The sequence below is a fragment of the Salinisphaera orenii subsp. halophila YIM 95161 genome (genome assembly GCF_003732545.1).
Taxonomy (GTDB): domain Bacteria; phylum Pseudomonadota; class Gammaproteobacteria; order Nevskiales; family Salinisphaeraceae; genus Salinisphaera; species Salinisphaera orenii_A.
The window spans coordinates 1-23,422 of the sequence record NZ_AYKF01000086.1 but is presented as its reverse complement, the minus strand read 5'-3'; the positions used below and the strand labels follow the sequence as shown (position 1 = coordinate 23,422).

The following is a 23,422-nucleotide window of genomic DNA, read 5'->3' as shown; positions in this document are numbered from 1 at the left end:
GCTCACGGCGTCGGGCGCAGGCGCGACAGATCGAAGGCGGCGGCGTCACGCAGCACGGCCGCGGTGCGCTCGGCGATATGCGCGCACAGGGCCGCGCCGCGCTCGGCGTCGGCCAGGGTGGCGTCGCCGGCCACGCCGCTGGGATGCAGATCCTGGGCCATCCAGGCAAAAGCAGCCTCGCCCTCGGGCGCGATCGTGCGACCGGCGTCGGCCAGCTCGCGGCCGAGGGGCCGGACATCCGCGACGTGCGCGGTGCGGATGCGCTCCGGCGCCAGATGGGCCATGAGCGCGGTTTCCAGCGCCCCGCCGTGCACGCCGTGGGCGAGTTCCGCCGCCGGCAGCACCTCGGCCGCCGGGACGAAACGGAAATAGCTGGCCTTGACCACGAGCATGGCGTGCGCGGCGCGCAGCTTCAGCGCGGCCAGATCCATCACCGCCTTGTTGCCGCCGTGGCTGTTGAACAGCACCAGCCGGCGCACACCGGCACGGACGAGATCCGCGCCGACCGATTCGAGCGTGGTGATGACCTGTTCGGCCGACAGACTCAGAGTGCCCGGATAGGCGCTGTGCTCCAGGCTCGCGGCGGGCGCCAACGTCGGCAGGACCAGCAGATCACGCGCCTCGGGCAGCGGCGTCTCGCGCAATGCCCCGCAGGCCGCTGCCAACAGGCCCTCGCCGATGATCGTGTCGGTGCCCAGCGGCAGGTGGGCGCCGTGCTGCTCGACCGCCGCCAGCGGCCAGACGGCGACCGGATCGCCGGCCGCGACCTCGGCAAGCTCGGGCCCGGTCAGCTCCGCCCAGCGATGGATCGCACCCACGCCGCCGCTAACCTTCGCCCGGCTGTCGGCCCATCAGGTGAAACGCGTCGTTCGGCCGCATGGCGGTGACATGGGCCATCCGGTTGGACAGGGCGAAGAACGCCGCCACGGCGCCGATATCCCAGATGTCCTCGTCGGAGAAGCCGTGCGCGCGCAGCGTCTCGCGCTCGGCCTCGCCCACGGTGTGCGAGGCGGTGGCGACCTGTACGGCGAAATCCAGCATCGCGCGCTGACGCGCGCTGATGTCGGCGTGGCGATAGTCGACCGCGAGCTGATCGGCGATCAGCGGATTACCCTCGCGGATACGCAGGATCGCGCCGTGGGCGACCACGCAGTACAGACAGTGATTGATGCCTGAGGTGGCGACCACGATCATCTCGCGCTCGCCCTTGGTCAGCCCCGAGTCCTTTTCCATCAGGGCGTCGTGATAGGCGAAGAAGGCGCGGAACTCGGCCGGACGATGGGCCAGCACCCAGAACACGTTGGGCACGAAGCCGGCCTTGTCCTGCACGGCGAGGATGCGTTCGCGGATGTCCTCGGGCAGCTCGGCCTCGTCGGGCACCTCGAACGCGCTGATGGGCGCATGGGACACGGGCATCTCCTGATGGATGAACAGCGCGACGATAGCAGCGCGGGGCGCGAACGTCTCGTCAGGCGCCGGGGTCGTCGTCCCGCGGCTGGGGATCGCGTACGAAGCCGAGCGCGGCCGGCAGCGCGTGACGATCACAGCGGTGCACGGCCAGCGCGCGGCCGAACGCGTCCAGCGTGAGGTCGGTGGCGGTGCCGCCGGGGGCTTCGAGCGCCGCCTCGAGCGCGGCGTCGTCGACCGCCTCGCCGCGATGGCGCAGACGCTCGAGCACCCAGGCCAGGTCGGCGCTATCGATCAGCGCCGCACCGTCCGGGCTGTCGAGCACCGCGGCGCTGTCCTCGTCCAGATAGAGCGCACGCGCATCGGTGACGGGCGTGCCGGTGTGGTCGACCAGGCCGTCGTCGGCCTGGACACGCGCGACGCGTGGCGCGTAGTCCAGCGCGACATAGCCGCGCTGCGGCCCGTTCTGGAAGAACCAGCGGCCGTGCGCATCGACGGCGTAATTGCGCGCGATGGTCTCCACGATGCGGGGATGGGTGATGCGCTCGCCCTGAATCAGCCAGTGGCCGCGGCGGCTCAGGCCCAGCCAGCCGAACAGCGCCGGCACATCCGGCCATTTCGCCAGCGCGCGTCGAACCCATTCGTCCATGTCGTCGTCCCGTGTGAAATCGTCGGCGCTGACGATGATACCCCTGCGGAGCACTGGAACCGATCGCGATCCCCGCTCGTTGGATGACCCTGAACGGCACGGCCGTTCGAGCACGACGACGGGAGCGCGCGATGCCCAGCTCCGGAGCCCGAATCGAATCATTCGACGCCCTGCGCGGGCTCGCGGCCTGCAGCGTGGTGATCGGCCACTTCCTGCTCGTGCTGCGCGGCGCCGAGAATCCGCCCTATGCCGGCTGGCACGACGCGGTCCTCGCCTACTTCGGCCACACGCCGCTCAGCATCCTCTGGAGCGGCCACGCGGCGGTGGTGCTGTTCTTCGTTCTCAGCGGATTCGTGCTTCAGTTGATGCTCGAAGGCGGGCGACTGACCTATGGCGCCTATGCGGCCAAGCGCATCCTGCGTCTCTATCTGCCCTATATCGTCGCCGTGGGGCTCGGGGTCGCCGGGCAGCAGTGGCTGTACGGCGGCGATCTGGCCGGGCTGGGCGACTGGATCAACAAGTTCTGGACCGACGACCCGGGGCCCCGCGCCATGCTCGGCCACCTCACCGTCATCGGTGCCTTCGACTCCTCGACCTACGACTTCGCGATCTGGACGCTGGTGCACGAGATGCGCATCTCGCTGCTGTTCCCGCTCGTCTTCCTGATGATCCGACGTCTGCGGTGGTGGACGGTGCTGGGCGGTTTCGGGCTCGCCAGTGTCGTCATGGCGGGTCTGCGCATCGCCGTGTTCTCCGGGCACGACGAGCTCGCCGGGTTCGCTCGCGACGGCGGTTACACGGCCTACGTGTTTACCGTGCACTATCTCCTCGCATTCGCCATCGGCGGCGTGCTCGCCGACCGGCGTGAAAGCCTGGCCGCGATCTATGCCGGGCTGCCGGCGCGCACGCGGGCACTCCTGCTCGCCCTGGGGCTGACGCTCTACGTCTATGGGCCCCGGGCGATGGAGGTCACCGGCACGCACGAGATGATCGTCGGCGATTGGCTTCTGATGCCCGGAGCGGCGCTGCTGCTGATCGCGGCCGCCTACGAGCCGGCGCTGGCACGCGGGCTGGCGCGCGCGCCGCTGCGTTACCTGGGCCGCATCTCCTACAGTCTCTATCTGTTCCATCCGCTGGTGCTTCTGGCGATGCTTCATGCCGGCCACACGCACATCGGCCTCGGCTGGCTCCTGGCCCTGGCATTCGTTGCCAGCTTCGTCGTCGCCGATCTCGCGCAACGCTGCATCGAGCGCCCCGCCATCGGGATCGCGCGCGCGGCCGGACGCGCACTCGCGTCCCTGTGGAGGCACACCGGCACGGCCGGCACCGGGCTGCCGGCGCGGGCCTGAGCGCCGCGCCCCGGCCCGCGCAGCCCGCACCTCCGGTATCGTCGGTTCGCTGATTCATAGCTCCAGTGCGCATGTACGACTACATCCTCATCGGCGGCGGCATCGTGGGCCTGGCCACCGCGCGCCGCCTGAAGCAGACCCAACCGCAGGCCCGGGTCCTGCTGCTGGAAAAGGAGGCCGGGCTCAATCGCCACCAGACCGGGCACAACTCCGGCGTCATCCACGCCGGGGTCTACTACGCCCCAGGCTCGCTCAAGGCGCGCTTCTGCATCGCCGGAAACCGCGCCACACGGGCGCTCTGCGCGGCCCACGACATTCCCTTCGAAGTCCGCGGCAAGCTGCTCGTGGCGGCCGACGCCTCCGAACGCGCCGGCCTGGCCCGGCTGTTCGATCGCATCGGCGAGAACGGGCTGACGCGCACCTGGCTCGAGGCCGATGCGCTGGCCGAGCGCGAGCCGGCGGTGCGCGGCGTCGCTGCGGTGCACGTGCCCGACAGCGGCATCGTCGATTACCGTGCGGTCGGCGCCGCGCTGGCCCGCGAGTTCACCGATGCCGGCGGCGAGATCCGCTGCGGCACGGCCGTGACCGGTCTCGCGGAATACGCCAGCGAAGTGGTGGTGGAAACCGACGCGGGGGCCTTCCACACCCGGCAGCTCGTGGCCTGCGCCGGGCTGATGGCCGATCGCGTCGTGGCGATGCTCGGCATCGATCCGGATTTCCGCATCTGCCCGTTCCGCGGCGAGTACTACCGGCTGGCGGCGGCGCACGGCGACATCGTCCGCCATCTGATCTACCCCGTGCCGGATCCGGCGATGCCGTTTCTGGGCGTGCACCTCACACCGATGATCGACGGCTCGATCACGGTGGGCCCCAACGCCGTGCTGGCGCTGGCCCGCGAGGGCTATCGCAAGACCGACGTCAATCTGCGTGAGGTCGCGGCCCTGCTCGCCTTCCCCGGCGTCCGGCGCATGCTCGGCGCGCATCTGCGCCCCGGTCTGGCGGAGATGCGCGATTCGTTATCCAAGCGCGCCTATCTCGCGGCGGTCCGGCGCTACTGTCCGTCGCTGACGCGCGCCGATCTCGAACCCCACCCGGCGGGCGTCCGGGCCCAGGCCGTCAGCCGCGACGGCACGCTCGTGGGCGATTTCCTGTTCGTGGACACGCTGCGCACGCTGCACGTGGCCAACGCGCCCTCGCCGGCGGCCACCTCGGCCCTGCCGATCGCCGAGCACATCGTCACGCGCCTGGCGTCCGCCGGAGATGCCGGGTAGCCGCCTTTTCCGGTCGCCTGCGATCGGTCATGATGACGTTCGACACCCCGCGCGCGACGCCCCATGTCCGAGCAGACCTATTTCTACGAACCGGCCGGCGGCCACGGCCTGCCGCACGATCCGTTCAACGCGCTGGTCGCCCCCCGGCCGATCGGCTGGATCTCGTCGTGCGACGAACACGGCACCCTCAACCTCGCGCCGTACAGCTTCTTCAACGCCTTCAACTACACGCCGCCGATCGTCGGCTTCGCCAGCGTGGGCTACAAGGACAGCGTGTCGAACATCGAACGCACCGGCGTGTTCGGCTGGAATCTGGCCACCCGGCCGCTGGCCGAGTCCATGAACGCCAGCTGTGCGTCGGTCGAACCCGATGTCGACGAATTCGCGCTGGCCGGGCTCACGCCCGAACCCTCGCGGGTGATCGCGGCACCCCGGGTGGCCGAATCGCCGGTGTCGTTCGAGTGCCGGCTGAGCCAGCTGCTGCGCCTGACCGGCGCCGACGGCGAGGCCACCGACACCTGGCTGGTGCTGGGTGAGGTCGTGGGCGTGCACATCGCCCGGCATCTCCTCGTGGACGGCGTCTACGACACGGCCGCCGCCGAGCCGATCCTGCGCGCCGGCGGTCCGGCGGACTATTTCGCGGTCACGCCGGACAATCGCTTTCGGATGTACCGCCCGGGTTGAGCCGCGCCCGCCGATGCGATCCTCGGGCTACGAATCGTCGCGCGCCTGGAGACGCTGGAGTACCGGCGCGCACTGATTCTCGTCGGCGGCGGTCGGCGAGACGAGCGCCAGCAGCGCGGCCGCCGGCGTGGCCACAGCCCCGAGGGTGATCGCGGCGGCGGCGCGGGCGACCAGCGGCGCCGCCTCGACGCCCGGCGCCGGATCGGCGTAGGTGCCGTGGACGTACAGCGGCGAGCGCAGCGTCAGCAGCCGCGCGCCCTTGCTCGCCGGGGCGATCTTGAGATCCAGGCTCTCATCGGCGAAGTGGGTCGTGCCGGTGATGTTGATCACGGCATTCTCGGTATCGAAGACGAACACGTTCGGCCGTACCCGTCCGTCATCGACGGTCAGATCGGCGGCCGCGCAGTTGATGCGCGTGGGCTCGTCGCCGAACAGTTTGCCCACCACGTAGTTGCCGACGTTCAGCCCGGCCAGCTCCATGAGATTGCGGCTGATCCAGCCGCGGTCGAGGAGTACGGTCAGGCGACCGTTGCTGCCGCCGAGAAGGTCCGCCACCGAGTTGCCCGTGCCCGACAGCGTCGCATCGCCGTTGATCTGGCCGAGGCTGCCCTCCAGCGCCTCGACCGCGGGCATGATCTCGTCGAGCTGCAGCCGCCGCGCGTGCAGATCGACCCGCCCCACCATCGGGTCCGTGCGGCCCGCCAGGCGCAGCGTGGTGTTGAGCTCGCCGCCGGCCATGCCGAAGCGCAGCGGATCGAGCAGCAGTTCGCCGTCATCGAGCACCAGATGGGCGTGGATGTCCGACAGGGGCAGCGTGTCGCCGTGCTGGATGCTTTTCGCCGTGAACCTCACGTCGGCATCCATCAGCGACCAGGCCTCGGTGTCGAAGCGCTCGACCGGCAGCACCTTGTCCGCGGGCTGGCGTGCGTCCTCGCCGCGATCCGCCTTGTCCGCGTTGGAATCGGCGCCGATCAGCGGCGCCAGATCGGAAAACAGCAGCTGGTCGGAGATGAGCTCACCGCTCAGCTTCGGGCGCGGCGCGGCCTGATCGTAGACCAGCGTGCCGCGGATGTCGCTGTCGCCGATCCGGCCGTTGAAATCCCGGTAACTGAAACGCGAGCCCTTGATGACGTCGAAGCGCGCCGACAGATGGCCGTCGGTCGCGTAGGCGGGTGTGGCCGGCAGCGTGACGCCGGTCAGCCGCTCGAGATTGTCGAGACTTTCGCCGGAAAACGAGACGTCGAGGTCTGCGCCGCCGAAGTCCAGCGGTTTGATCAGCGTGCCGGCCACCTGCACGCGCGTGCTGCCCGAGTGCACGTCGGCCTGGATCGGGAACGGCCGATCGCCGCCCCGCAACGCGAGCATCCCGCCCATCCGGCCCGTACCGGACAGCGGCGCCCCCTTGTAGCGACCCTCGACCCGGACCCCGAAGACGTAGTCCCCGGCGGCCGGGTCACCGGCGCCGTCGCCGCCGGCGATCTGGGCGAACGGCACCGGCTTGCCGAGCGGGTCGATCGTCACGGTGAAGTCGGCATCGAGGGTGGCGTCGTCGTAGGTCACCGTACCTTCGTCGAACACGAGCTCGTCGATGACCACGGTCCAGCTCGACGGCTCGGCGTCTTCCGGATCGCTCGCGGATTCGTCGGAACCGAGGTCGAAGGTCCAGTTATCGCGCCCGTCGGCCAGCCGCACCAGGCCGGCATCGGGCCTGTGCACCGCGATGCGCGGGATCGTCACGCGCCGGGAGAGCAGTCCGAGCGGCGCCAGCCACACGTCGACGCGCTGCACGTGCGCCATGTCGCCGGCTTTTACATAGTCGGGATTGCCGAGCACGATGTCCCCGGCGTGCACATGCGGCCAGGGGATCCAGCCGCGCCAGCCCGAGGGCGAGTCGGGGCGCGACCAGTCGAGCCCGAGCTCACCGCGGATCTCGAACGGCCGCTGGATCGCGGCGGAGACCTGACGATTGACGGTCGGCTTGAGCAGGTTCCAGTCGAACAGCGACACGAAGACCATCAGCACGACGATCAGCCCGGCGAGGACCGCCAAGGCCCCGATCGCGATACGCGGCGTGCGCTTCATCCAGACTCCCGGCAACGAGGCCTGTGGGACGGCGATACCCGCGATTATGCGCCGAAACGCGCGCCGAATCGCCGGCTTCGCCTGCACCCCGGGGCGCGCCTGTGCCATGCTCGGCCGCCCATACGCTCCCGGTTCGCCTCATGCTCGGCAGACTCGTTGCAGGACCATGGCTCGTCGCCTGGCTTTGCCTGGCCGCCGGCTGCGCCGGACAGCGGCCGGCCGCGCCCTCCGCGCCGCCCGATGGCCCGCCAGGCGGCGAAGCGCTGTCCCTGGTCACCTACGGCTGCGACAACGACGCGACCATTCGCGCCACCTACCCCACACCCGATATCGCCCTGGTCCAGTACCGAGGCAACAGCCGCCAGATGCAGGCCACGCGTTCGGCCGACGGTGCGCGCTGTGTCTCCGACACGCGGGTCTGGCGGACCGAGGGCAGCGGTCCCGGCGCGAGCGCCACGCTGTATCACCGTGACGACGACGGCGATGCCGGGCGAGTGCTGGCGCGCTGTCGCGAGATCGCTCCGGCCGACTGAGCGCTTGAAGCGGGCCGGGCCCGCCCCGACCATCCGTCCACGAACCGCCACGACCGGCGCCATCGCGCGGTCGCCTCACTTCACCGGGAGCCGTATCCATGGCGAGCGACAAGAGCATTCTGACCGAAGACTCGATGGACTTTCTCGAGCGTTATCTCAACAACGCCGCGCCGACCGGCTACGAGTCCGGCGGTCAGAAGCTGTGGATGGACTATCTGCGGCCCTACGTCGACGAATTCATCACCGACACCTACGGCTCGGCCGTGGGCGTGATCAATCCGGACGCCGAATACAAGGTGGTCATCGAGGGCCACGCCGACGAGATCTCCTGGTACGTCAACCACATCACCGACAACGGCCTGATCTACGTCATCCGCAACGGCGGCTCGGATCACCAGATCGCCACATCCAAGCGGGTCAACATCCACACCGACAAGGGCCTCGTCGAGGGCGTGTTCGGCTGGCCGGCGATCCACACCCGCAATCCGGCCAAGGAGAAGGCGCCGCTCAAGGACAATATCTTCGTCGACGTCGGCGCGAAGGACAAAGCCGAGGTCGAGGCCATGGGCGTCCACCCGGGCTGCGTGATCACCTATCCCGACGAGTTCTTCGTGCTCAACGGCGACAAGTTCGTCTGCCGCGCCATCGACAACCGGATCGGCGGCTTCATGGTCGCCGAGGTCGCACGTCTGTTCCACGAATCCGGCAAGCGGCCGGACTTCGGCCTGTACGTGGTCAACTCCGTGCAGGAGGAGGTCGGTCTCAAGGGCGCGGGCATGATCGCCGAGCGCCTGCGCCCGGATGTGGCGATCGTCACCGACGTCACCCACGACACGACCACGCCGATGATCGACCAGAAGGCCCACGGGACCACGCGCATCGGCGAGGGCCCGGTGATCGCCTACGCGCCCTCGGTCCAGAATCGGCTGCGCGAGCACATCGTCGCCGCCGCCGAGCGCCGCGAGATTCCGTTCCAGCGCCAGGCCCGGGCGCCGGCCACGGGCACCGACACCGACGCCTTCGCCTACAGCCACCAGGGCGTGGCCTCGGCGCTGATCGCACTGTCGCTGCGCTACATGCACACGACGGTCGAGATGGTGCACCGGCAGGACGTCGAGAACGTGATCCGGCTCATCCACGAATCGGTGAAGGCGATCGAAACCGGGCAGCGCTTCAGCTACTTCGACTGACGTCGGGCCCGATCCCGACCCCCGTGTCGTACACTCAAGGCGTGGACGCCGGTAGCGCGTCCACGCCGCGACACTTCGATCGGGAGCCGTCATGATCGGAAGCCTGGCCGCCCTGCTGGCCTTCCAGCTCGCCGGGGAGATCCTCGTTCGCCTGACCGGCCTGCCGCTGCCCGGCCCGGTGCTCGGCATGCTGCTGTTGTTCGTCGCCCTGCTGGCGCGGGGCCGCACCCCGCCGGTCTTCGCCGAGACGACGCGCGGGCTGCTGGCCTATCTGGGTCTGCTGTTCGTGCCCGCGGGGGTGGGCATCATCAGCCACCTCGACCGGGTCGCCGGCGAGTGGCTGGGCATCGCCGTGACCCTGCTCGCCAGCACTGCACTGGCGCTGGTCGCGACGGCCTTCACCCTGCGTTACATGCTGCGTCGCCAGGGGGAGTAGCGCATGGATCGCATCACCCGCGTCTGGGTCTATCTGGCCGAAACGCCCCTGCTGTGGCTGGCGCTGACGGTGGGCGTGTTCTGGGTCGCACAGCAGATCTATCGCAACGCCCGGGGTTTCGCGCTGCTCAACCCGGTGCTGGTCAGCATCATCGTGCTGGTGGCCCTGCTCATGCTCACGGACACGCCGTATCACGACTACTTCGACGGCGCCCAGTTCATTCATTTCCTGCTCGGGCCGGCCACGGTCGCGCTCGCCGTGCCGCTCGCCGGGCAGGCCGCGGAGCTGCGCCGCGCCTGGCTGCCGATCGCCGCGGCCCTGTCGGCGGGCTCGCTGACTGCCATCGTCTCGGCGATGGCGGTCGGCTGGGCGGTGGGGCTCACGCCCGAGACGCTGCTGTCGATGCTGCCGAAATCGGTGACCACGCCGATCGCCATGGGTGTGGCCGACGAGGTGGGCGGCCTGCCTTCCCTGACGGCGGTACTGGTCATCCTCACCGGCATCACCGGCGCGGTGATCGGCATCCCGCTGCTCCGTGTGCTGGGCCTGCGCGACCCGCTGGCCAAGGGCTTCGCCATGGGTGTGGCCGCGCACGGCATCGGCACCGCGCGGGCCTTCGAGCACAGCGAGCGGGCCGGCGCCTTCTCCGGACTCGGCATGGGGCTGAACGGCGCACTGACGGCGGTCCTCGTGCCGCTGCTGGTGTGGCTGCTGGGTTTCTGACCCGGGCATCGCCCCAGTTGTACTTCGGGGGCGCCGTCTCTATTTTCCTCCTAAAGCCGGAAACGCCCGACGGAGACCCCTCAAGCGATGTCGTCACACGATCTGGATGCCTGGATGTGGGCCGATGCGGTCAAGCGCCTCGAGCGCGCCGAAGGCCTGCAGCGACGCTTTTTCAGACCCGCCGGCCCGCGTCCGCCGCGACAGTGGGAGCCGCCGGTGGACATCTTCGAGACGGACGAAGCGGTCTGGGTCGTCATCGCCCTGCCCGGCGTGTCGTCCAGCCGCCTCACCGAACTGGAGGTCCGCGGCGACGAGCTGCTCGTGGCCGGGGAGCGTCCGGTACCCGCACCCGACGCGCGGGCCGCGCTGCACCGGCTGGAGATTCCGCATGGCCGCTTCGAGCGCCGCGTGGTGCTGCCCTGGCCGCGGCTGGCCCTGGCCGGCCACGAGCTCGTCGACGGCTGTCTCTACCTGACGCTGCACAAGCGCTGACACAGGCCCGTCGTGCCCCGGCCCGCGTCCTGTTCACCGCCACCCGCGCCGCGCGCCAGGCACACGCCGCGGGCCGATGAACGCGGCGCGCCGGCGGCGGCGGGGCAAAGCCCACGGATCGTGCCGTGCGCGACCGCGTCCGATTACGGCGCCGCGACGGATCGAAAGCCACACCGACTGTATTCATGACCATGAACGACGATATCGAAACCCGGGACGAACCCGAACGCCGCCCGGAGGCGGAGATCTCGACCGGCACGACGCTGGTCCATAGCGGCCGCGGCACGCCGCGTCCGGAGACGCTCTCGATCCTGCCGATGCGCGAGACCGTGCTGTTCCCGGAGCTGGTGATGCCGCTGGTGCTCAACGCGCCGGCCTCCATCGAGGCCGCCCAGTCCGCCATGCGCAGCGAACAGCCGGTGGGGCTGCTCCTGGCCAGCCCCAACGACGAGGACGGCCAAGACAGCGACATCCGCGACTCGCTCCACCGTGTCGGCACCGCCGTGAACATCCTCCGCTACGTCACTGGTCAGGACGGCCAGCATCATCTGGTCTGCCAGGGACTGGCGCGCTTCCGCGTGCGCGAGTTCATCGAGGACGATGACGGCCGGCTGACCGCCCGTGTGAACTGGATCGACGAACCGGAGGCCGAGGGCGACAAGCACATCGACGCCCGCATGAACCACCTGCGCAACCGCGCGCTGGAAGCCATCGAGCTGATGTCGCAGCCGTCGCGCGAGCTGGCCCAGGCCATCCAGTCGATCACCTCCGCGGCTCTGCTGGCCGACGCCACCGCCGGCTATCTCGGCCTCAAGCCGAAGGAGAAACAGCAGATTCTGGAAGCGGTCGAACTGGAGCCGCGGCTGGAACTGGTGCAGTCGTTCCTGGACTACCGCGTGGAGGTCATGCAGCTGTCCGCGGACATCAACCAGCAGACCCAGCAGCGCATGTCCGAGCATCAGCGCAAGGCGATGCTGCGCGAACAGATGCGCTCGATCCAGCGCGAGCTCGGCGAGGACGAATCCGTCGCGGAAGAAGTCGAGCGTCTGCGCGAGCAGCTCGACGAGGCGCATCTGCCCGAGGAGGCCAGACAGCAGACCGACCGCGAATTGAAGCGCCTCGAGCGCATGTCGGACGCCTCGGCCGAATACTCGATGGTGCGGACCTATCTCGAACTCATGGCCGAGCTGCCCTGGGTCAAGCTCTCCGAGGACCGCATCGACATCGGCGAATCGCGCACGATCCTGGACGACGACCACTACGGCCTGGACAAGATCAAGCGTCGCATCCTCGAGCATCTGGCGGTGCACAAGCTCAACCCGGAGGGCAAGGCGCCGATCCTGTGCTTCGTCGGCCCGCCGGGCGTGGGCAAGACCTCGCTGGGGCGCTCGATCGCGCGCGCGATGAACCGCGAGTTCGTGCGCGCCTCGCTGGGCGGCGTGCACGACGAGTCCGAGATCCGCGGCCATCGGCGCACCTATGTCGGCGCCATGCCGGGCACCATCATCAGCCATCTGCGCAAGGCCGGCACCCGCAACCCGGTGTTCATGCTCGACGAGATGGACAAGCTCGGCGCCTCCGCGCACGGCGACCCGGCCTCGGCCATGCTCGAGGTGCTCGATCCGTCGCAGAACGACAGCTTCAACGACCACTATCTCGGCGTGCCATTCGACCTGTCGAAGGTGATGTTCATCGCCACCGCGAACGTGCTCGATTCGATTCCGGGCCCGCTGCGCGACCGCATGGAGGTCATCGAGGTGCCGGGCTACACGCGCGAGGAGAAGCAGCAGATCGCCAGGCGCTATCTGGTCGGGCGTCAGCTCGAGCAGGCCGGCCTGGCCCGCGAGCAGTGCGATATCTCGGACGAGGCGCTCAACCGGCTCATCACCGACTACACGCGCGAGGCCGGCCTGCGCAATCTGGACCGCGAGATCGGCGCGATCGTGCGCCACGCCGCAGTGCAGGTCGCCGAAGGCAAGCCCGGTCCGGGCCTCATCGAGGCCGACGACCTGGCCGATATCCTCGGCCCGCGGCGCGTCGATAACGAGGTCGCCCTGCGCACCGCCACCGCCGGCGTGGCGACCGGGCTGGCCTGGACGCCGGCCGGCGGCGACATCCTGTTCGTCGAGGCCTCGCGCGCGCCGGGCTCCGGACGGCTGACCATCACCGGCCAGCTCGGCGACGTGATGAAGGAATCCGCCCAGGCGGCGCTGAGCCTGGTCAAGGCGCGCGCCGACGAGCTGAACATCGAGCAGGAACGCCTCGACAAGTCCGACATCCACATCCACGTGCCCGCCGGCGCGATCAAGAAGGACGGCCCCAGTGCGGGTGTGGCTCTCTACACCGCGCTGGTCTCACTGCTGACCGAGCGCAAGGTGCGTGCGGACGTCGCCATGACCGGCGAGATCAGCCTGCGTGGCCAGGTGCTGCCCATCGGCGGCGTCAAGGAAAAGACGCTGGCCGCGCACCAGGCCGGCATCACCACGGTGATGCTGCCCGCGCGCAACGCCAAGGACGAGCACGACATCCCGGACAACGTCCGCGAGGCGCTGGACATCCGCTATATCGAGCATGTCGACCAGGCCGCGGAGATCGCGCTGGAGGCCGCCGACTGAACGGGCCGGGCGCGTCGCGGCCGCGCGGGCGTCGTCAGCCGTCCTCGAGGGCCCGCAGCTCGGCCTCGAGGGCGAAGACGTGCTCGTCCGTCGCGCCGAGTTCGCGCAGGGCCGCGGCGAGATTCAGCAGATAGTCGCGGTTGGGCCCGCTCGGCCCTTCCGAGACCGCGATCCGGCGCGCGATCGCCGCCACCGGCGCCGGCCCCGCGAAGGCGGCGTTGTCCTCGGTGGCGATATACACCAGGCCTTCGTCGGTGGTGCCGTCGGCGAAGGTCATCTCCGTGGCGAAGCGCAGATAGCCGTTCTTCTCGCGATGATCGAGATGCTCGAAGACCGCGGGCGTGACCCGATAGGCCATGCCGAGGCAGGTCTCGCCCGGCGCCCGCACGAGCGTGGCCACCCGGCCGGGCGCGTCCGGCGTGCCGCGGTGATCGTGCGAGCCCTGCCAGAACCGCCGGACCCAGCCGGTGATCGAGGCCGGCCGCCGCTCGAGATAATCGAAGCCGGCCTTGTAGATCAGCGAGCCGTAGCCGAACAGCCACAGCTGCTCGCGGTCGGCGAAGCGTCCGGCCCGACGATTGGCCTCGATAGTGTTGAACGACATCGCCGCTGCGGCCCTAGGCGGCTCGCGAGGCGTCCGCGGACAGCGCACCGAAATGGCCGTAGAGGCGTGCGATCAGATCGCGCAGCGGCTGGGCCTGGATGCTGACCCGGGCCTGCAGCTCGGCCACGGCGTCCTCGGTCTCTAGCGCGTCGAGATCCTCCTGGATGACGTCCAGCGCGCGGATGCGCTTGAGGTCGAGGCTCTCGTCCAGGTCGAACTCGATCGCGTCGTCCATCGCCAGGTTCAAGCGCACCACCTGCATGCCGGCGGCCAGATGCGCTCGGACCTCGTCGCGCTGCACGTCCATCGCCGTCACGCGCACGCTGGCGCGGGCCTCGTCGGTGGATTCCAGCGCGGCCCGATCGCCCGGCGCGAATCCCGCGGGCAGGCGCTCCGGCTCGTCCAGCCAGAGGCTCATCTCGGCGGCCGGGGCGATGTTGCCGGCCGGGCGCGTGACCGGCAGGCTGACGAGCGCGTCGCGCAGGGATCCCACCACGGTCTCCGCGCGCTTCTCCGAACTGGCATCGACCCAGACCTGATGGTTGTGCAGATCGATGACCACGGGCGTACGCCGCGCCCGGGTGAAGGCCCGCGGCAGCAGCTCGAAATGGGCCTGATCGCGGATATCGGCGCGTTCCCGGCGGCTGACCTTGCGGCCCTCGCCGGCCTCGATGCGGTCGACGCGTTCGTCCACCTCGGCGGCCAGGACCGCACCCGGGAGCACGCGGCTGATCTCCTGATGCAGGCAGATCGCCAGACCGTCGACGACGTGCACCATCGCCACATCGCCCTTGACCGGCGGCACGAACCCGTGGGTGCCCGTCGACTGCGCGGCGCATTCCGGGCAGAGCGCCTCGGTCAGCTTCGTCTCCAGCTCGGCGGCGCTCCAGGCGAAGGGCTCGGAACCCAGAAAGACGCAGAGGTTTCGTATCCACATAACTGATCGACCTGTTGTTTTCGGACGAGGCGGGAGCGACCGGAAGAATTCGGCGGCCCGGGGCGCGGGTGCGTCGGCGGACAGTACCCAACCGTCCGGCCCAACTCAAGACGCCGGACGGCGAGGCCGATGCAGCTGTTGCCGACGGGCCGGCTGTGGCACTATCGCGCGCTCCCGACGGCCCGCGGTGCGACGACATAAGCAAAGACGCAAGCGTTCTTTGAACGCCGCGCCCGGCGCCCGCAGCCTCTAACATTAATCATTCTCGCATCATCGCCCGTCATGACCCGACTCGTTCCGTCGACGCTACTGATCGCCACCCTCGCGCTGTTCGCGCTCGCCGGCCCGTCGGCCCACGCCGGCGAGAACGTGGCCGCCGAGATCGGCTACATGCCCATTCTGCCGGACGCCCAGCTGTTCGTCGGCCTGGAGGACGGCTCCATCGCTGAGGCCGGCATCGACGCGCGCCCGGTGTCGTTCCAGAACGGGCCCGCCATGGTGCAGGCCCTGGCCTCGGGCCAGCTCGACATCGCCTATTTCGGCATCGGCCCGGCGATGGTCGCGCGCGGCAAGGGGGCGGACATCAAGGTGGTCGCCTCCAACATCATCGAGCAGATCAGCTTCATCGCGCTCGGCGAACTGGCGCCCTATTTCGAGGACGGCGAGGCGGCCACGGCGTTCGCCCGCTTCGCCGACGATACCGGCCGCCCGGCGAAAATCTCGACCTTCCCGCGCGGCTCGGTGCCCCAGACCGTGCTCGACTACTGGCTCGACCGCCGGCTCGAGGTCGATCGCGACGATATCCGCGTGATCGCCCAGGGCGCCTCGCAGGTCCAGCAGTCGCTGCTGACCGGGGCGGTGGACGGCGCCGCCATCCTCGAGCCGGTGATCTCCATCGTTCAGGACCGTCGCGACGACGCCCGCGTGGTCGCCGGCGGCGAGCGCATGTTCCCCGGCCAGCCCGGCGCCGTGGTCGCCGTGCGCGAAGCTTTCATCGAGGCCCATCCCGAGGTGGTCGAGCGGCTGGTGGCCGCCCACGCCGCGGCCACCGAGAAACTGCGCGCCGGCGACGACGCCGCGGTCGCGGCCGTCGCCGAGTATGTCGGCGGCGGCCGGCTGCCGGAGGCGGTGGTACGGCGTGCCATCGAGCGCTCGCACGACAACTTCGTCGCCGACCCGAACCGCATCATCGACGGCACCCGGCGCATGCGCGATTTCCAGTCCGATCAGGGCACGCTCGCGGCCGACCTGGACATCGACGGCCTTTTCGAGACGCGTTTCTTCGACGCGCTGGACACCGACGCGGACGACGACTGACCGGTGGCCGGCGGCGGGAACAGCGGTGACGCGCGCGGCGGCCGGGCGCTGCTGCGCATCGGCCTCGGCGCGCTGGGCGTGGCCGCCTTCGTGGCCCTCTGGGACGCCGCCTACGTGTTCAACTGGGCGCCCCGCGGCACCCTGCCCGACCCGTTCGCGGTCCCCGGCGCGCTGCTCGCCGAGTGGCGCGGGGATCGCCTGTTGCCGGCCGTCGGCTCCAGCCTCGTGCACTACGTCTGGGGCCTGGGCGTGGGCACCGTCCTCGGCTTCGGCGTCGGCCTGCTGTCGGCGACCTCGAGGGTCTTCGACGACGCCCACTACATGCTCGCGCGCATTCTGCGGCCGATTCCGCCGCTGGCATGGGTCGTCTTCGCCATCGCCTGGTTCCAGGTGAGCCATGCGGGTGCGGCGTTCGTGATCTCGATCGGCGTGTTCTGGGTCAACTATTTCGCCACCGCCGCCGGCGTGCGCGACGTCGACCCGCGCTACTACGAACTGGCCCGCGCCTTCGGCCACGGCGGCTTCATCAAGCGTGTCGGCAGCGTCACCCTGCCCGGCGCGGCGCCGGGGATTCTTTCGGGCATGCGCACCGGCGTCGGCCAGGCCTGGATGACGCTGATCGCCGCCGAACTGCTGGGCGTGCCGGGCATGGGCCAGGAGATGAACGCCGCCGCGGGCGTGGGCGCCTACGATGCGGTGGTCGTCTACATGCTGGCGATATCGCTGATCTACACGCTTTCCGACGGCCTGTTCGCGCTGATCGAGAAGCGGCTGCTGCGGTGGCGCCCGTGAGTGCGCCGGTGCTCGAGGTCCGCGACCTGGCCTATCGCTTTCCGGGCGCCGAGGCGCCGGTTTTCGAAGGCCTGGACTTCACCATCGGCGCCGGCGAATTCGTCGCACTGGTCGGCGGCTCCGGCGTGGGCAAGTCGACCGTGCTGCGCAACGTCTCCGGGCTGATCCGGCCGAGTGGCGGCAGGACGACCTCGCCGCAGGTCGCCGAGCGCGGCACCCGCGACACGGCCTTCGTCTTTCAGGATACCCGCCTGCTGCCCTGGCGGCGCATCCGCGCCAACGTCGGCTACGGCCTGGCCGGGCTGGGGCTGTCGCGGGCCGAGAAACGCGCGCGGATCGACGAGGTGCTCACGCTGATCGGCATGCGCGACTTCGGCCCGCGCTGGCCGCATGCCGTGTCGGGCGGCCAGGCCCAGCGCGTGGGTCTGGCCCGTGCGCTGGCGGTGCATCCGCGGCTGCTGCTCATGGACGAGCCGTTCTCGGCCGTCGATGCCCTGACCCGCCAGCGTCTCCAGGACGAGCTGCTGGAGATCTGGCGCCGACTGCGCATGGCGGTGCTGTTCGTCACCCACGACATCGCCGAGGCCGTCTACCTCGCCGACCGCGTCTGCGTGCTGCGCGGCGCGCCGGCGGACATCGTCTTCGACGAAGCGGTGCCGGCGGCGCGCCCGCACCGGCGCAACGATCCCGACCTGCAGGCCTTCGCCGTGCGCGTGGCCGACCATCTGTGAGCCGCCCATGAACGACGACCGCCTGCGCGTGGTCATCCACGCCGCCGACGCCGAGTCACTCGCCCGCGCCCGCAGCAACGCGGCCAACCTGCAGGCCGACGTCGCCGACGCGGAGATCGAGATCGTGATCAACGCCGCCGCGGTGGCCGCCGCGATCCGGGCTCCGCATGCCACCGACCCCTATCTGCGCGTCTGCGAAAACACTCTGCGCAACAAGGGCCTGACCGCGCCCGCCGAGTGGCTGCGGGTGCCGGCGGCGATCACGCATCTGGCGCGCCGGCAGCAGGCCGGCTGGGCCTACGTCCGGGCCTGATCGCGCACCGCGGCCAGTCGCGTCGCATTCAGGCCGGGCAGCACCTCGACCGCCGGGCGGGCGTGGAAATAGCCCTGCTGGAGCACGATGCCGCGGCTGTACAGCCAGCGCGCCTCGCCCAGCGTCTCCACGCCCTCCGCCACGAGCTCGATGCCCAGCCGTTCGGCCAGTGGCACGAGACTCTCGAGGATGGCCTGCCGCCGCGGCGACTCGGACACATCTTGAATAAGCTGGCGGTCGATCTTGACCACGTCCGGATGCAGATCGACCAGCAGATCGAGATTGGCGTAGCCGCCGCCGAAGTCGTCGATGGCGGTGGAGAACCCCATCGCGTTGTAGGCTTCGACGATATTGCGCAGATGGCGGCGATCGCGCACGTACTCGGTCTCGGTGACCTCGAACATGATTCGATCGAGCGGGAAACCCAGCGTCTGCGCCACGTCCAGCGTGGCCTGGATACAGGCGTCGGGTTCATAGACCGCGTTGGGCAGGAAATTGATCGACAGCAGCTGCCCGCACGACAGGCCGTGGGCGATCTCGATCGCGCGCACGCGACAGGCCTGGTCGAACCTGTAAAGCGTGCCCGGCGTGACCCACGACAGAATCTCGCCGGCGGATTCGCCGTCGATGCCGCGCACGAGCGCCTCGTAGGCAAAGGGCGCCCCGCTCGCCACGTCGACGATCGGCTGGAAGGCCATGGTGAAATCGAAATCGAGCGCGCCGTCACAACGTCGGCAACCCTCGTCCTCGGTTCGCAGGCATCGGGCCATGGGATGAATGCGGTGTGGTGGACGTCATAGGCGGTATCGGCCGTTCGCGGCGATCCGTGAGCGACGTGACACGAAAAAACCGGCGGCCACGCGCGCCGGTCGCCGATAACGCCCGAACGGACGCCCGCACCCAGTCCATCAGCCCAGAGAACCATCGCAAGGGGCGGCGATATTCCGCCTCCCGGCCAGACCGGCTCCCGCCCCATAAGATGAATGCATCGCCATACAATCTGGGCTGCCAGCGTGCTGCACGGGTCCTTAGAGGCGCCTCACCCGTCGTCGAGACCGCTTACCGGCATGCCCACTGCCAGCCGTCCGCCACGCGCAACGGCCGCGCGGACGCCGCCGATGCCGCGCAGCGCGCTGCGCATATCGACACCCAGCCGACGTCCGAGATAGCCGCAGGGTGGACAGGTCGAGCGCACGACGACGTGTACCGCGCCGATCACCAGCGTACGGCCGCGGTGCGCCCGCAGATCGAGCCCGGCGATGACGAGATTGCGACGCAGATCGCCCGCACTCACCTCACGCTCACCGGCCGCCCGCAGCCGCGCATTGCATCGCTCGACCGCGGCGGCGTCGATGAGCGACAGCTCGCGCGCACCGGCGAACAGACCGGCACGCGCCGAGAACGTGCCGGTGCCGTGGTAATAGCGATCCCCGGCCAGTCCGCGGCCGACCACGGCCGTGGCGGCGTTGCGGGCCACGACCGGCGCGCCGCGCTGCGGGGCGATGAAAATGCCGACCAGTCGGCCGACATCCTTCGGCTCCCGGTCGGTATCGATATCGTGCATACCCCTCCATGCTAGCGCCGACGATCGGCGCGCGCGCTTGAGCCGGCGGGGCAACCCTGCTGTGATGCGCAGATGAACGGGTCCACAGCAGCGCACGCCATGGCCGGGCCGGCATGACACTGCGCAACATCGACGCGCTGTTCCACGGTCGCGACGTGGCCGTGCTGGGTACGCCGGAAGACGACGCCCAGCGCCAGCTCGTGGCCAACATCGAGGCCTGCCTGCCGGCCGAGCGGCTCCGTTACGACCTGCCAAAGGCCGGCACCGGGGACGACGACGGCCTCGATCTCGCGGTGATCCTGTCCGAAGCCTGGGCCCAGCCCCGCACCGTGGACGCGCTCGGCGCCGCGGGCTGCCGGGCGCTGCTCTGGGCCGCGGCGGAGCGCGTGCCCACCCGGGCGCTGCAGGCCGCGCGGCCCTACAACCTGCGCGTGCTCGGCGGCCGCTCGGCGGGGGTGTTCGACACCAAGGCCGGGCTCAACGTCAGCACTCTTGCGCTCGAACCGCGCGCCGGCCGCGTGGCGCTGATCACCCAGTCGCAGTCGCTGGCCGCCGCCGCGCTGGACTGGGCGCTGGGCCGCAACATCGGATTCTCCTGGATGGCCTGCTCCGGCTCCGAGGCCGACATCGACGCCGCGGACCTGCTCGACTACGCCGCGCTGGACCCCCAGACGCGCGCGGTCGTGCTCCAGATCGGACGCATCCGGTCGCCGCGCAAGTTCATGTCGGCGGCGCGCGCGGCCGCCCGCGTCAAACCCGTGCTGGTGCTGCAGACGCGGCGCGCCGTCGAGGGCGGCCCCCAGGGCCCGGACCGGGCGCGCTCGGCCGCCTTCGCCCGTGCCGGCCTGGTCGAATGCGAGAATCTCGGCGGCCTGTTCGACGGCCTCGCCGCGCTCGAGCTGCTGCCCGCGGTGACCAACAGTCGCGTCGCGGTCCTGGGCAACGGCGCCGGCGCCTGCGCCCTGGGCACCGACGCCCTGTATCGCCAGGGGCTCACGCCGGCGCGCTTGAACAGCGGGCCGCGTCAGCGCATCACCAAGGCCGCACCGACCGCCAACGACACCGGCCTGGCTATCGACCTCGGCCGCGCCGACGTCGAGACCACGCTCGCGGCCCTGCGCGCCGCGGCCGCCGACGACAACGCCGACGCCCTGCTGTTCGTGCACAGCCCGGTCGCCGGGCAGCCGCACGAACCCATGGTGGCGGCGATCGCCGACGCCGAGATCAGCCCGCGGCTGATGACGGTCTGGCTCGGTCTGCACACCGCACAGCCGGCCCGGCGGGCCAGCGCGCTCGCCCGGCTGGCGACCTTCGCCTCCGCCGACGAGGCCGTGCGCGCGGTGCGTTATCGCGCCCAGTACCGCTTCACCCAGGAGCTGCTCACGGCGACACCGCCGCCCGACCCGTCGGTGACCGCGGACGTGGATCGGCAGCGCGAGCGTCTCGCCCTGCTGACCGCCGACAACGTGGAGTGGCTGTCCACCGACGAGACCCTGCATCTGCTCACCGCCTACGGCATCAGCGGCCAGACCGAAGCGCCGGCCGCGCTGCAGATCCACATCCGCGCGACCCGCCACGCCGAGCTGGGCATGGTGCTGAGCGAGGCCGACGAAAGCGTCGGCCTCGCCCCGGCATACGGCTTTCCGCCGCTGGACACCCTGCTGGCGCGGCGCATGCTGGAGACCGCCAGCGCCGGGCGCCTGCTGGGCCCGCGCGCCGCGGTCGACGCCCTGGCACGGGCGCTGGTGCGCATCGGCAAGCTCGTGGCCGATCTGCCCCAGGTCGCGCGCATCGACCTGCGCCTGGCCGCCGGGGCCCAAGGCCGGCTGCACGCGCCCACCGACAGCCTGATCGAACTCACCCAGACCCCGCTGCCCGAACGCGATCGGCTGGCGATGTCGCCCTATCCGGCGCGCATGCGTCACATCGTCACGCTGAAGGGCGACGTGCGTTACATCGTGCGCGCCATCCGGCCCTCCGACGAGCCGGCCGTGCTCGATCTGCTGGAAAGCCTCAGTCCGGAGGAGATCCGACTGCGGTTCTTCAACTACATCCGCCATTTCTCGCACGACATGGCCGCGCGCATCACCCAGGTCGACTACGACCGCGAGGTCTCGCTGGTGGTGAGCACCGTCGACGACCCCGAGGCCCTCGCCGGCATGGGCACCATCATCGCCGACCCCGACGGCCACGAGGCCGAATTCGCGATTCTTGTCCACCGCAGCCACACCGGCCGCGGGCTCGGGCGCCATCTGCTCGACTGCCTGCTCCGCCAGGCCGGCGCCCGCGGCATCGACATCGTCTACGGCGACGTCCTCGCCCAGAACAAGCCGATGCTCGCGCTCTCCCGCGATCTGGGCTTCAAGGTGCGGCGCTCGCTCGACGACCCCGGCAGCGTCCGCGTCGAGATTCCGGTACCGGACTACACCCGCCGCATCGCCTGACCCGCGCCTCGCCGGAATGCTGGTAGCATCGGGCTGCACTCGACAATCCGTGACCATGGCCTGCTGCTGCAACGAAAACGACGCCGACATCGCCGCGCTCCGGCGTAACCAGGCGCGCGTGCTCTGGGCGGTGCTCGCGCTCAACGCCGTCATGTTCGTCGGCGAATTCACCGCGGGCTGGCTGGCACAGTCCACCGCCCTGCTGGCCGACTCGCTGGACATGCTGGGCGATTCGCTGGTTTATGCCCTGAGCCTGTTCGTGATCGATCGCGGTGGCCGCGCCAAGGCCGGCGCGGCCGGCTTCAAGGGCAGCATCATGCTCGCCTTCGGCCTCATCGTGGCCGCCGACGTGCTCTACAAGGCGTTTCACGGCGCCGCGCCCGTCTCCGCGATCATGGCAGTCGCCGGCACGCTGGCGCTGATCGGCAACGTCGTCTGCCTGATCCTGCTCACGCGCCACCGCGGCGACGACGTGAACATGGGTTCGGCCTGGATCTGCTCGCGCAACGACCTGATCGCCAACAGCGGCGTCATCCTCGCCGCCGGACTGGTCGCGCTCACCCACAGCGTGTGGCCGGACATCATCATCGGCGGAGTCATCGCGGCCGTTTTCCTGCGGTCGTCGATCGGCGTGCTCGCGGACGCGCTCGCCCACTGGCGCCAGGCCGGCGACACGCGCGATGTCGGCCGCGCGCCCGGCTCCGGCTGATCGGCCGCCGGCCTTTCCGCCTGCGCCAAGCGTAACCGGCATGCCACGGGCCGATGACGAGCACCGGACGGCCGTGTAGCGCGAACGACGGTCATTCGCCTACAGCAGCCGAATCCGGGCCGAGTCGATGCGACAAGAGCGCATGTTGCGGCCCGACGCGTTCCTGCCGGCGGTCATCGCCGGGCCATCGGTCCGCCGCCGGTGCGGAGGATGACTGGAAATCCACGATCTGCGGCCGGCCCTGTCGATTGGTGCCCCGGGCAGGATTATTCGCGGCGGCGCCGATCACCCTCCGGGCCCGCGCCCAAGGCGCGGTTCGGTCCGCTGCGCGGACCGTCGAACCTGACTTGTCCAATGTCGCAGGTTCGAATGCTTGTTCGAAAAACCACAGGAAAGCGTCGGCTCCCGCCGACCCTTTCCTGTGGTGCCCCGGGCAGGATTATTCGCGGCTGCGCCGCTCACCCTTCGGGCCCGCGCCCAAGGCGCGGTTCGGTCCGCTACGCGGACCGTCGAACCTCACTTGTCCGCTGTCGCAGGTTCGAATGCTTGTTCGAAAAACCACAGGAAAGCGTCGGCTTCC

Annotated in this window: 23 protein-coding genes; 15 read left to right on the top strand and 8 right to left on the bottom strand. The window is 70.2% G+C overall.

The features are described 5' to 3' along the window. Positions 1 to 2: 2 nt before the first annotated feature. From SAHL_RS10035 to SAHL_RS10025, 3 genes are read right to left on the bottom strand one after another with little or no spacing between them, the layout of a single operon-like run. Entirely contained in the window at positions 3 to 818 is an 816-nt protein-coding gene (locus SAHL_RS10035) for a creatininase family protein (RefSeq protein ID WP_123591282.1), read from the bottom strand. A gap of 7 nt (positions 819 to 825) precedes the next feature. Beyond that, positions 826 to 1,416 (bottom strand): peroxidase-related enzyme, encoded by a 591-nt coding sequence (locus tag SAHL_RS10030; protein WP_123591281.1) that lies wholly within the window; start codon positions 1,414 to 1,416, stop codon positions 826 to 828. Positions 1,417 to 1,468: 52 nt separating this feature from the next. Further along, positions 1,469 to 2,056 carry a DUF2946 family protein gene (locus SAHL_RS10025; protein ID WP_123591292.1) on the bottom strand — a complete coding sequence of 196 codons (588 nt, stop codon included), beginning with the start codon at positions 2,054 to 2,056 and terminating at the stop codon, positions 1,469 to 1,471. A gap of 131 nt (positions 2,057 to 2,187) precedes the next feature. On the opposite strand from SAHL_RS10025, the gene SAHL_RS10020 reads away from it, so the two are divergent. The 3 genes from SAHL_RS10020 to SAHL_RS10010 all read left to right on the top strand — a co-directional run bounded on the left by SAHL_RS10020 (position 2,188) and on the right by SAHL_RS10010 (position 5,360). Continuing rightward, entirely contained in the window at positions 2,188 to 3,405 is a 1,218-nt protein-coding gene (locus tag SAHL_RS10020) for an acyltransferase family protein (protein WP_184947606.1), read from the top strand. Positions 3,406 to 3,476: 71 nt separating this feature from the next. Then, positions 3,477 to 4,676, top strand: a complete 1,200-nt coding sequence (gene lhgO, locus SAHL_RS10015) for an L-2-hydroxyglutarate oxidase (protein WP_123591279.1) — start codon at positions 3,477 to 3,479, stop codon at positions 4,674 to 4,676. 63 nt (positions 4,677 to 4,739) lie between these two features. Beyond that, a complete protein-coding gene (locus SAHL_RS10010) occupies positions 4,740 to 5,360 on the top strand; it encodes a flavin reductase family protein (RefSeq protein ID WP_123591278.1) in 621 nt (206 codons plus the stop codon). A gap of 27 nt (positions 5,361 to 5,387) precedes the next feature. On the opposite strand, the gene SAHL_RS10005 is transcribed toward SAHL_RS10010, so the two are convergent. Further along, positions 5,388 to 7,442, bottom strand: a complete 2,055-nt coding sequence (locus SAHL_RS10005) for an AsmA family protein (RefSeq protein ID WP_123591277.1) — start codon at positions 7,440 to 7,442, stop codon at positions 5,388 to 5,390. A 140-nt stretch (positions 7,443 to 7,582) separates the two neighbouring features. On the opposite strand from SAHL_RS10005, the gene SAHL_RS10000 reads away from it, so the two are divergent. From SAHL_RS10000 to lon, 6 genes are all read left to right on the top strand, one after another. Next, a complete protein-coding gene (locus tag SAHL_RS10000) occupies positions 7,583 to 7,975 on the top strand; it encodes an MliC family protein (RefSeq protein ID WP_123591276.1) in 393 nt (130 codons plus the stop codon). Between the two features lie 98 nt (positions 7,976 to 8,073). Continuing rightward, positions 8,074 to 9,165, top strand: a complete 1,092-nt coding sequence (locus tag SAHL_RS09995) for a M28 family peptidase (protein ID WP_123591275.1) — start codon at positions 8,074 to 8,076, stop codon at positions 9,163 to 9,165. Between the two features lie 91 nt (positions 9,166 to 9,256). Continuing rightward, complete coding sequence (locus SAHL_RS09990; RefSeq protein ID WP_123591274.1) at positions 9,257 to 9,601, top strand: CidA/LrgA family protein; 345 nt, start codon at positions 9,257 to 9,259, stop codon at positions 9,599 to 9,601. A 3-nt stretch (positions 9,602 to 9,604) separates the two neighbouring features. Beyond that, positions 9,605 to 10,324, top strand: a complete 720-nt coding sequence (locus SAHL_RS09985) for an LrgB family protein (RefSeq protein WP_123591273.1) — start codon at positions 9,605 to 9,607, stop codon at positions 10,322 to 10,324. An 87-nt stretch (positions 10,325 to 10,411) separates the two neighbouring features. Then, entirely contained in the window at positions 10,412 to 10,816 is a 405-nt protein-coding gene (locus SAHL_RS09980) for an Hsp20/alpha crystallin family protein (RefSeq protein WP_123591272.1), read from the top strand. Positions 10,817 to 11,007: 191 nt separating this feature from the next. Beyond that, entirely contained in the window at positions 11,008 to 13,431 is a 2,424-nt protein-coding gene (lon, locus tag SAHL_RS09975; RefSeq protein WP_123591291.1) for an endopeptidase La, read from the top strand. 34 nt (positions 13,432 to 13,465) lie between these two features. Here lon and SAHL_RS09970 read toward each other — a convergent pair whose 3' ends face one another. Then, positions 13,466 to 14,035 (bottom strand): gamma-glutamylcyclotransferase, encoded by a 570-nt coding sequence (locus SAHL_RS09970; protein WP_123591271.1) that lies wholly within the window; start codon positions 14,033 to 14,035, stop codon positions 13,466 to 13,468. Positions 14,036 to 14,048: 13 nt separating this feature from the next. Next, complete coding sequence (locus tag SAHL_RS09965; RefSeq protein WP_123591270.1) at positions 14,049 to 14,972, bottom strand: recombination-associated protein RdgC; 924 nt, start codon at positions 14,970 to 14,972, stop codon at positions 14,049 to 14,051. A gap of 282 nt (positions 14,973 to 15,254) precedes the next feature. Between SAHL_RS09965 and SAHL_RS09960 the strand changes: the two genes are divergently transcribed. The 4 genes from SAHL_RS09960 to SAHL_RS09945 are packed head-to-tail and all read left to right on the top strand — an operon-like array spanning position 15,255 to position 18,125. Next, positions 15,255 to 16,289, top strand: coding sequence for an ABC transporter substrate-binding protein (locus tag SAHL_RS09960; protein WP_123591269.1), 1,035 nt, complete (start codon positions 15,255 to 15,257; stop codon positions 16,287 to 16,289). A 57-nt stretch (positions 16,290 to 16,346) separates the two neighbouring features. Beyond that, positions 16,347 to 17,081, top strand: a complete 735-nt coding sequence (locus SAHL_RS09955; RefSeq protein WP_123591290.1) for an ABC transporter permease subunit — start codon at positions 16,347 to 16,349, stop codon at positions 17,079 to 17,081. Beyond that, positions 17,078 to 17,812: an ABC transporter ATP-binding protein gene (locus SAHL_RS09950; RefSeq protein ID WP_245968476.1), complete on the top strand. Its 735-nt coding sequence runs from the start codon at positions 17,078 to 17,080 to the stop codon at positions 17,810 to 17,812. Before SAHL_RS09955 ends, SAHL_RS09950 begins: the two co-directional genes overlap by 4 nt. Before the next feature lie 7 nt (positions 17,813 to 17,819). Continuing rightward, a complete protein-coding gene (locus SAHL_RS09945) occupies positions 17,820 to 18,125 on the top strand; it encodes a hypothetical protein (protein WP_123591267.1) in 306 nt (101 codons plus the stop codon). Here the strand turns inward: SAHL_RS09945 and SAHL_RS09940 are convergent. Beyond that, a complete protein-coding gene (locus tag SAHL_RS09940) occupies positions 18,110 to 18,895 on the bottom strand; it encodes an EAL domain-containing protein (protein ID WP_123591266.1) in 786 nt (261 codons plus the stop codon). The two genes, SAHL_RS09945 and SAHL_RS09940, sit on opposite strands and share 16 nt — an antisense overlap. A 269-nt stretch (positions 18,896 to 19,164) precedes the next feature. Then, positions 19,165 to 19,689 carry an MOSC domain-containing protein gene (locus tag SAHL_RS09935; protein WP_123591265.1) on the bottom strand — a complete coding sequence of 175 codons (525 nt, stop codon included), beginning with the start codon at positions 19,687 to 19,689 and terminating at the stop codon, positions 19,165 to 19,167. A 113-nt stretch (positions 19,690 to 19,802) separates the two neighbouring features. On the opposite strand from SAHL_RS09935, the gene SAHL_RS09930 reads away from it, so the two are divergent. Together SAHL_RS09930 and SAHL_RS09925 are read left to right on the top strand one after the other, a co-directional pair. Beyond that, positions 19,803 to 22,133: a bifunctional acetate--CoA ligase family protein/GNAT family N-acetyltransferase gene (locus tag SAHL_RS09930; RefSeq protein ID WP_123591264.1), complete on the top strand. Its 2,331-nt coding sequence runs from the start codon at positions 19,803 to 19,805 to the stop codon at positions 22,131 to 22,133. A 55-nt stretch (positions 22,134 to 22,188) separates the two neighbouring features. Further along, entirely contained in the window at positions 22,189 to 22,842 is a 654-nt protein-coding gene (locus tag SAHL_RS09925; protein ID WP_123591263.1) for a cation efflux transmembrane domain-containing protein, read from the top strand. Positions 22,843 to 23,422: the final 580 nt, after the last annotated feature.

Bases quoted from the DNA above. Each gene is read 5' to 3' on its own strand.
- SAHL_RS09935 (WP_123591265.1), bottom strand. From the start codon at position 19,689: ATGCACGATATCGATACCGACCGGGAGCCGAAGGATGTCGGCCGACTG.
- SAHL_RS09940 (WP_123591266.1), bottom strand. From the start codon at position 18,895: ATGGCCCGATGCCTGCGAACCGAGGACGAGGGTTGCCGACGTTGTGAC.
- SAHL_RS10020 (WP_184947606.1), top strand. From the start codon at position 2,188: ATGCCCAGCTCCGGAGCCCGAATCGAATCATTCGACGCCCTGCGCGGG.
- SAHL_RS09990 (WP_123591274.1), top strand. From the start codon at position 9,257: ATGATCGGAAGCCTGGCCGCCCTGCTGGCCTTCCAGCTCGCCGGGGAG.
- SAHL_RS09945 (WP_123591267.1), top strand. From the start codon at position 17,820: ATGAACGACGACCGCCTGCGCGTGGTCATCCACGCCGCCGACGCCGAG.
- SAHL_RS10010 (WP_123591278.1), top strand. From the start codon at position 4,740: ATGTCCGAGCAGACCTATTTCTACGAACCGGCCGGCGGCCACGGCCTG.
- SAHL_RS09960 (WP_123591269.1), top strand. From the start codon at position 15,255: ATGACCCGACTCGTTCCGTCGACGCTACTGATCGCCACCCTCGCGCTG.
- lon (WP_123591291.1), top strand. From the start codon at position 11,008: ATGAACGACGATATCGAAACCCGGGACGAACCCGAACGCCGCCCGGAG.
- SAHL_RS09995 (WP_123591275.1), top strand. From the start codon at position 8,074: ATGGCGAGCGACAAGAGCATTCTGACCGAAGACTCGATGGACTTTCTC.
- SAHL_RS09925 (WP_123591263.1), top strand. From the start codon at position 22,189: ATGGCCTGCTGCTGCAACGAAAACGACGCCGACATCGCCGCGCTCCGG.
- SAHL_RS10025 (WP_123591292.1), bottom strand. From the start codon at position 2,056: ATGGACGAATGGGTTCGACGCGCGCTGGCGAAATGGCCGGATGTGCCG.
- SAHL_RS09970 (WP_123591271.1), bottom strand. From the start codon at position 14,035: ATGTCGTTCAACACTATCGAGGCCAATCGTCGGGCCGGACGCTTCGCC.
- SAHL_RS10000 (WP_123591276.1), top strand. From the start codon at position 7,583: ATGCTCGGCAGACTCGTTGCAGGACCATGGCTCGTCGCCTGGCTTTGC.
- SAHL_RS09980 (WP_123591272.1), top strand. From the start codon at position 10,412: ATGTCGTCACACGATCTGGATGCCTGGATGTGGGCCGATGCGGTCAAG.
- lhgO (WP_123591279.1), top strand. From the start codon at position 3,477: ATGTACGACTACATCCTCATCGGCGGCGGCATCGTGGGCCTGGCCACC.
- SAHL_RS09985 (WP_123591273.1), top strand. From the start codon at position 9,605: ATGGATCGCATCACCCGCGTCTGGGTCTATCTGGCCGAAACGCCCCTG.
- SAHL_RS09965 (WP_123591270.1), bottom strand. From the start codon at position 14,972: ATGTGGATACGAAACCTCTGCGTCTTTCTGGGTTCCGAGCCCTTCGCC.
- SAHL_RS10005 (WP_123591277.1), bottom strand. From the start codon at position 7,442: ATGAAGCGCACGCCGCGTATCGCGATCGGGGCCTTGGCGGTCCTCGCC.
- SAHL_RS10030 (WP_123591281.1), bottom strand. From the start codon at position 1,416: ATGCCCGTGTCCCATGCGCCCATCAGCGCGTTCGAGGTGCCCGACGAG.
- SAHL_RS09930 (WP_123591264.1), top strand. From the start codon at position 19,803: ATGACACTGCGCAACATCGACGCGCTGTTCCACGGTCGCGACGTGGCC.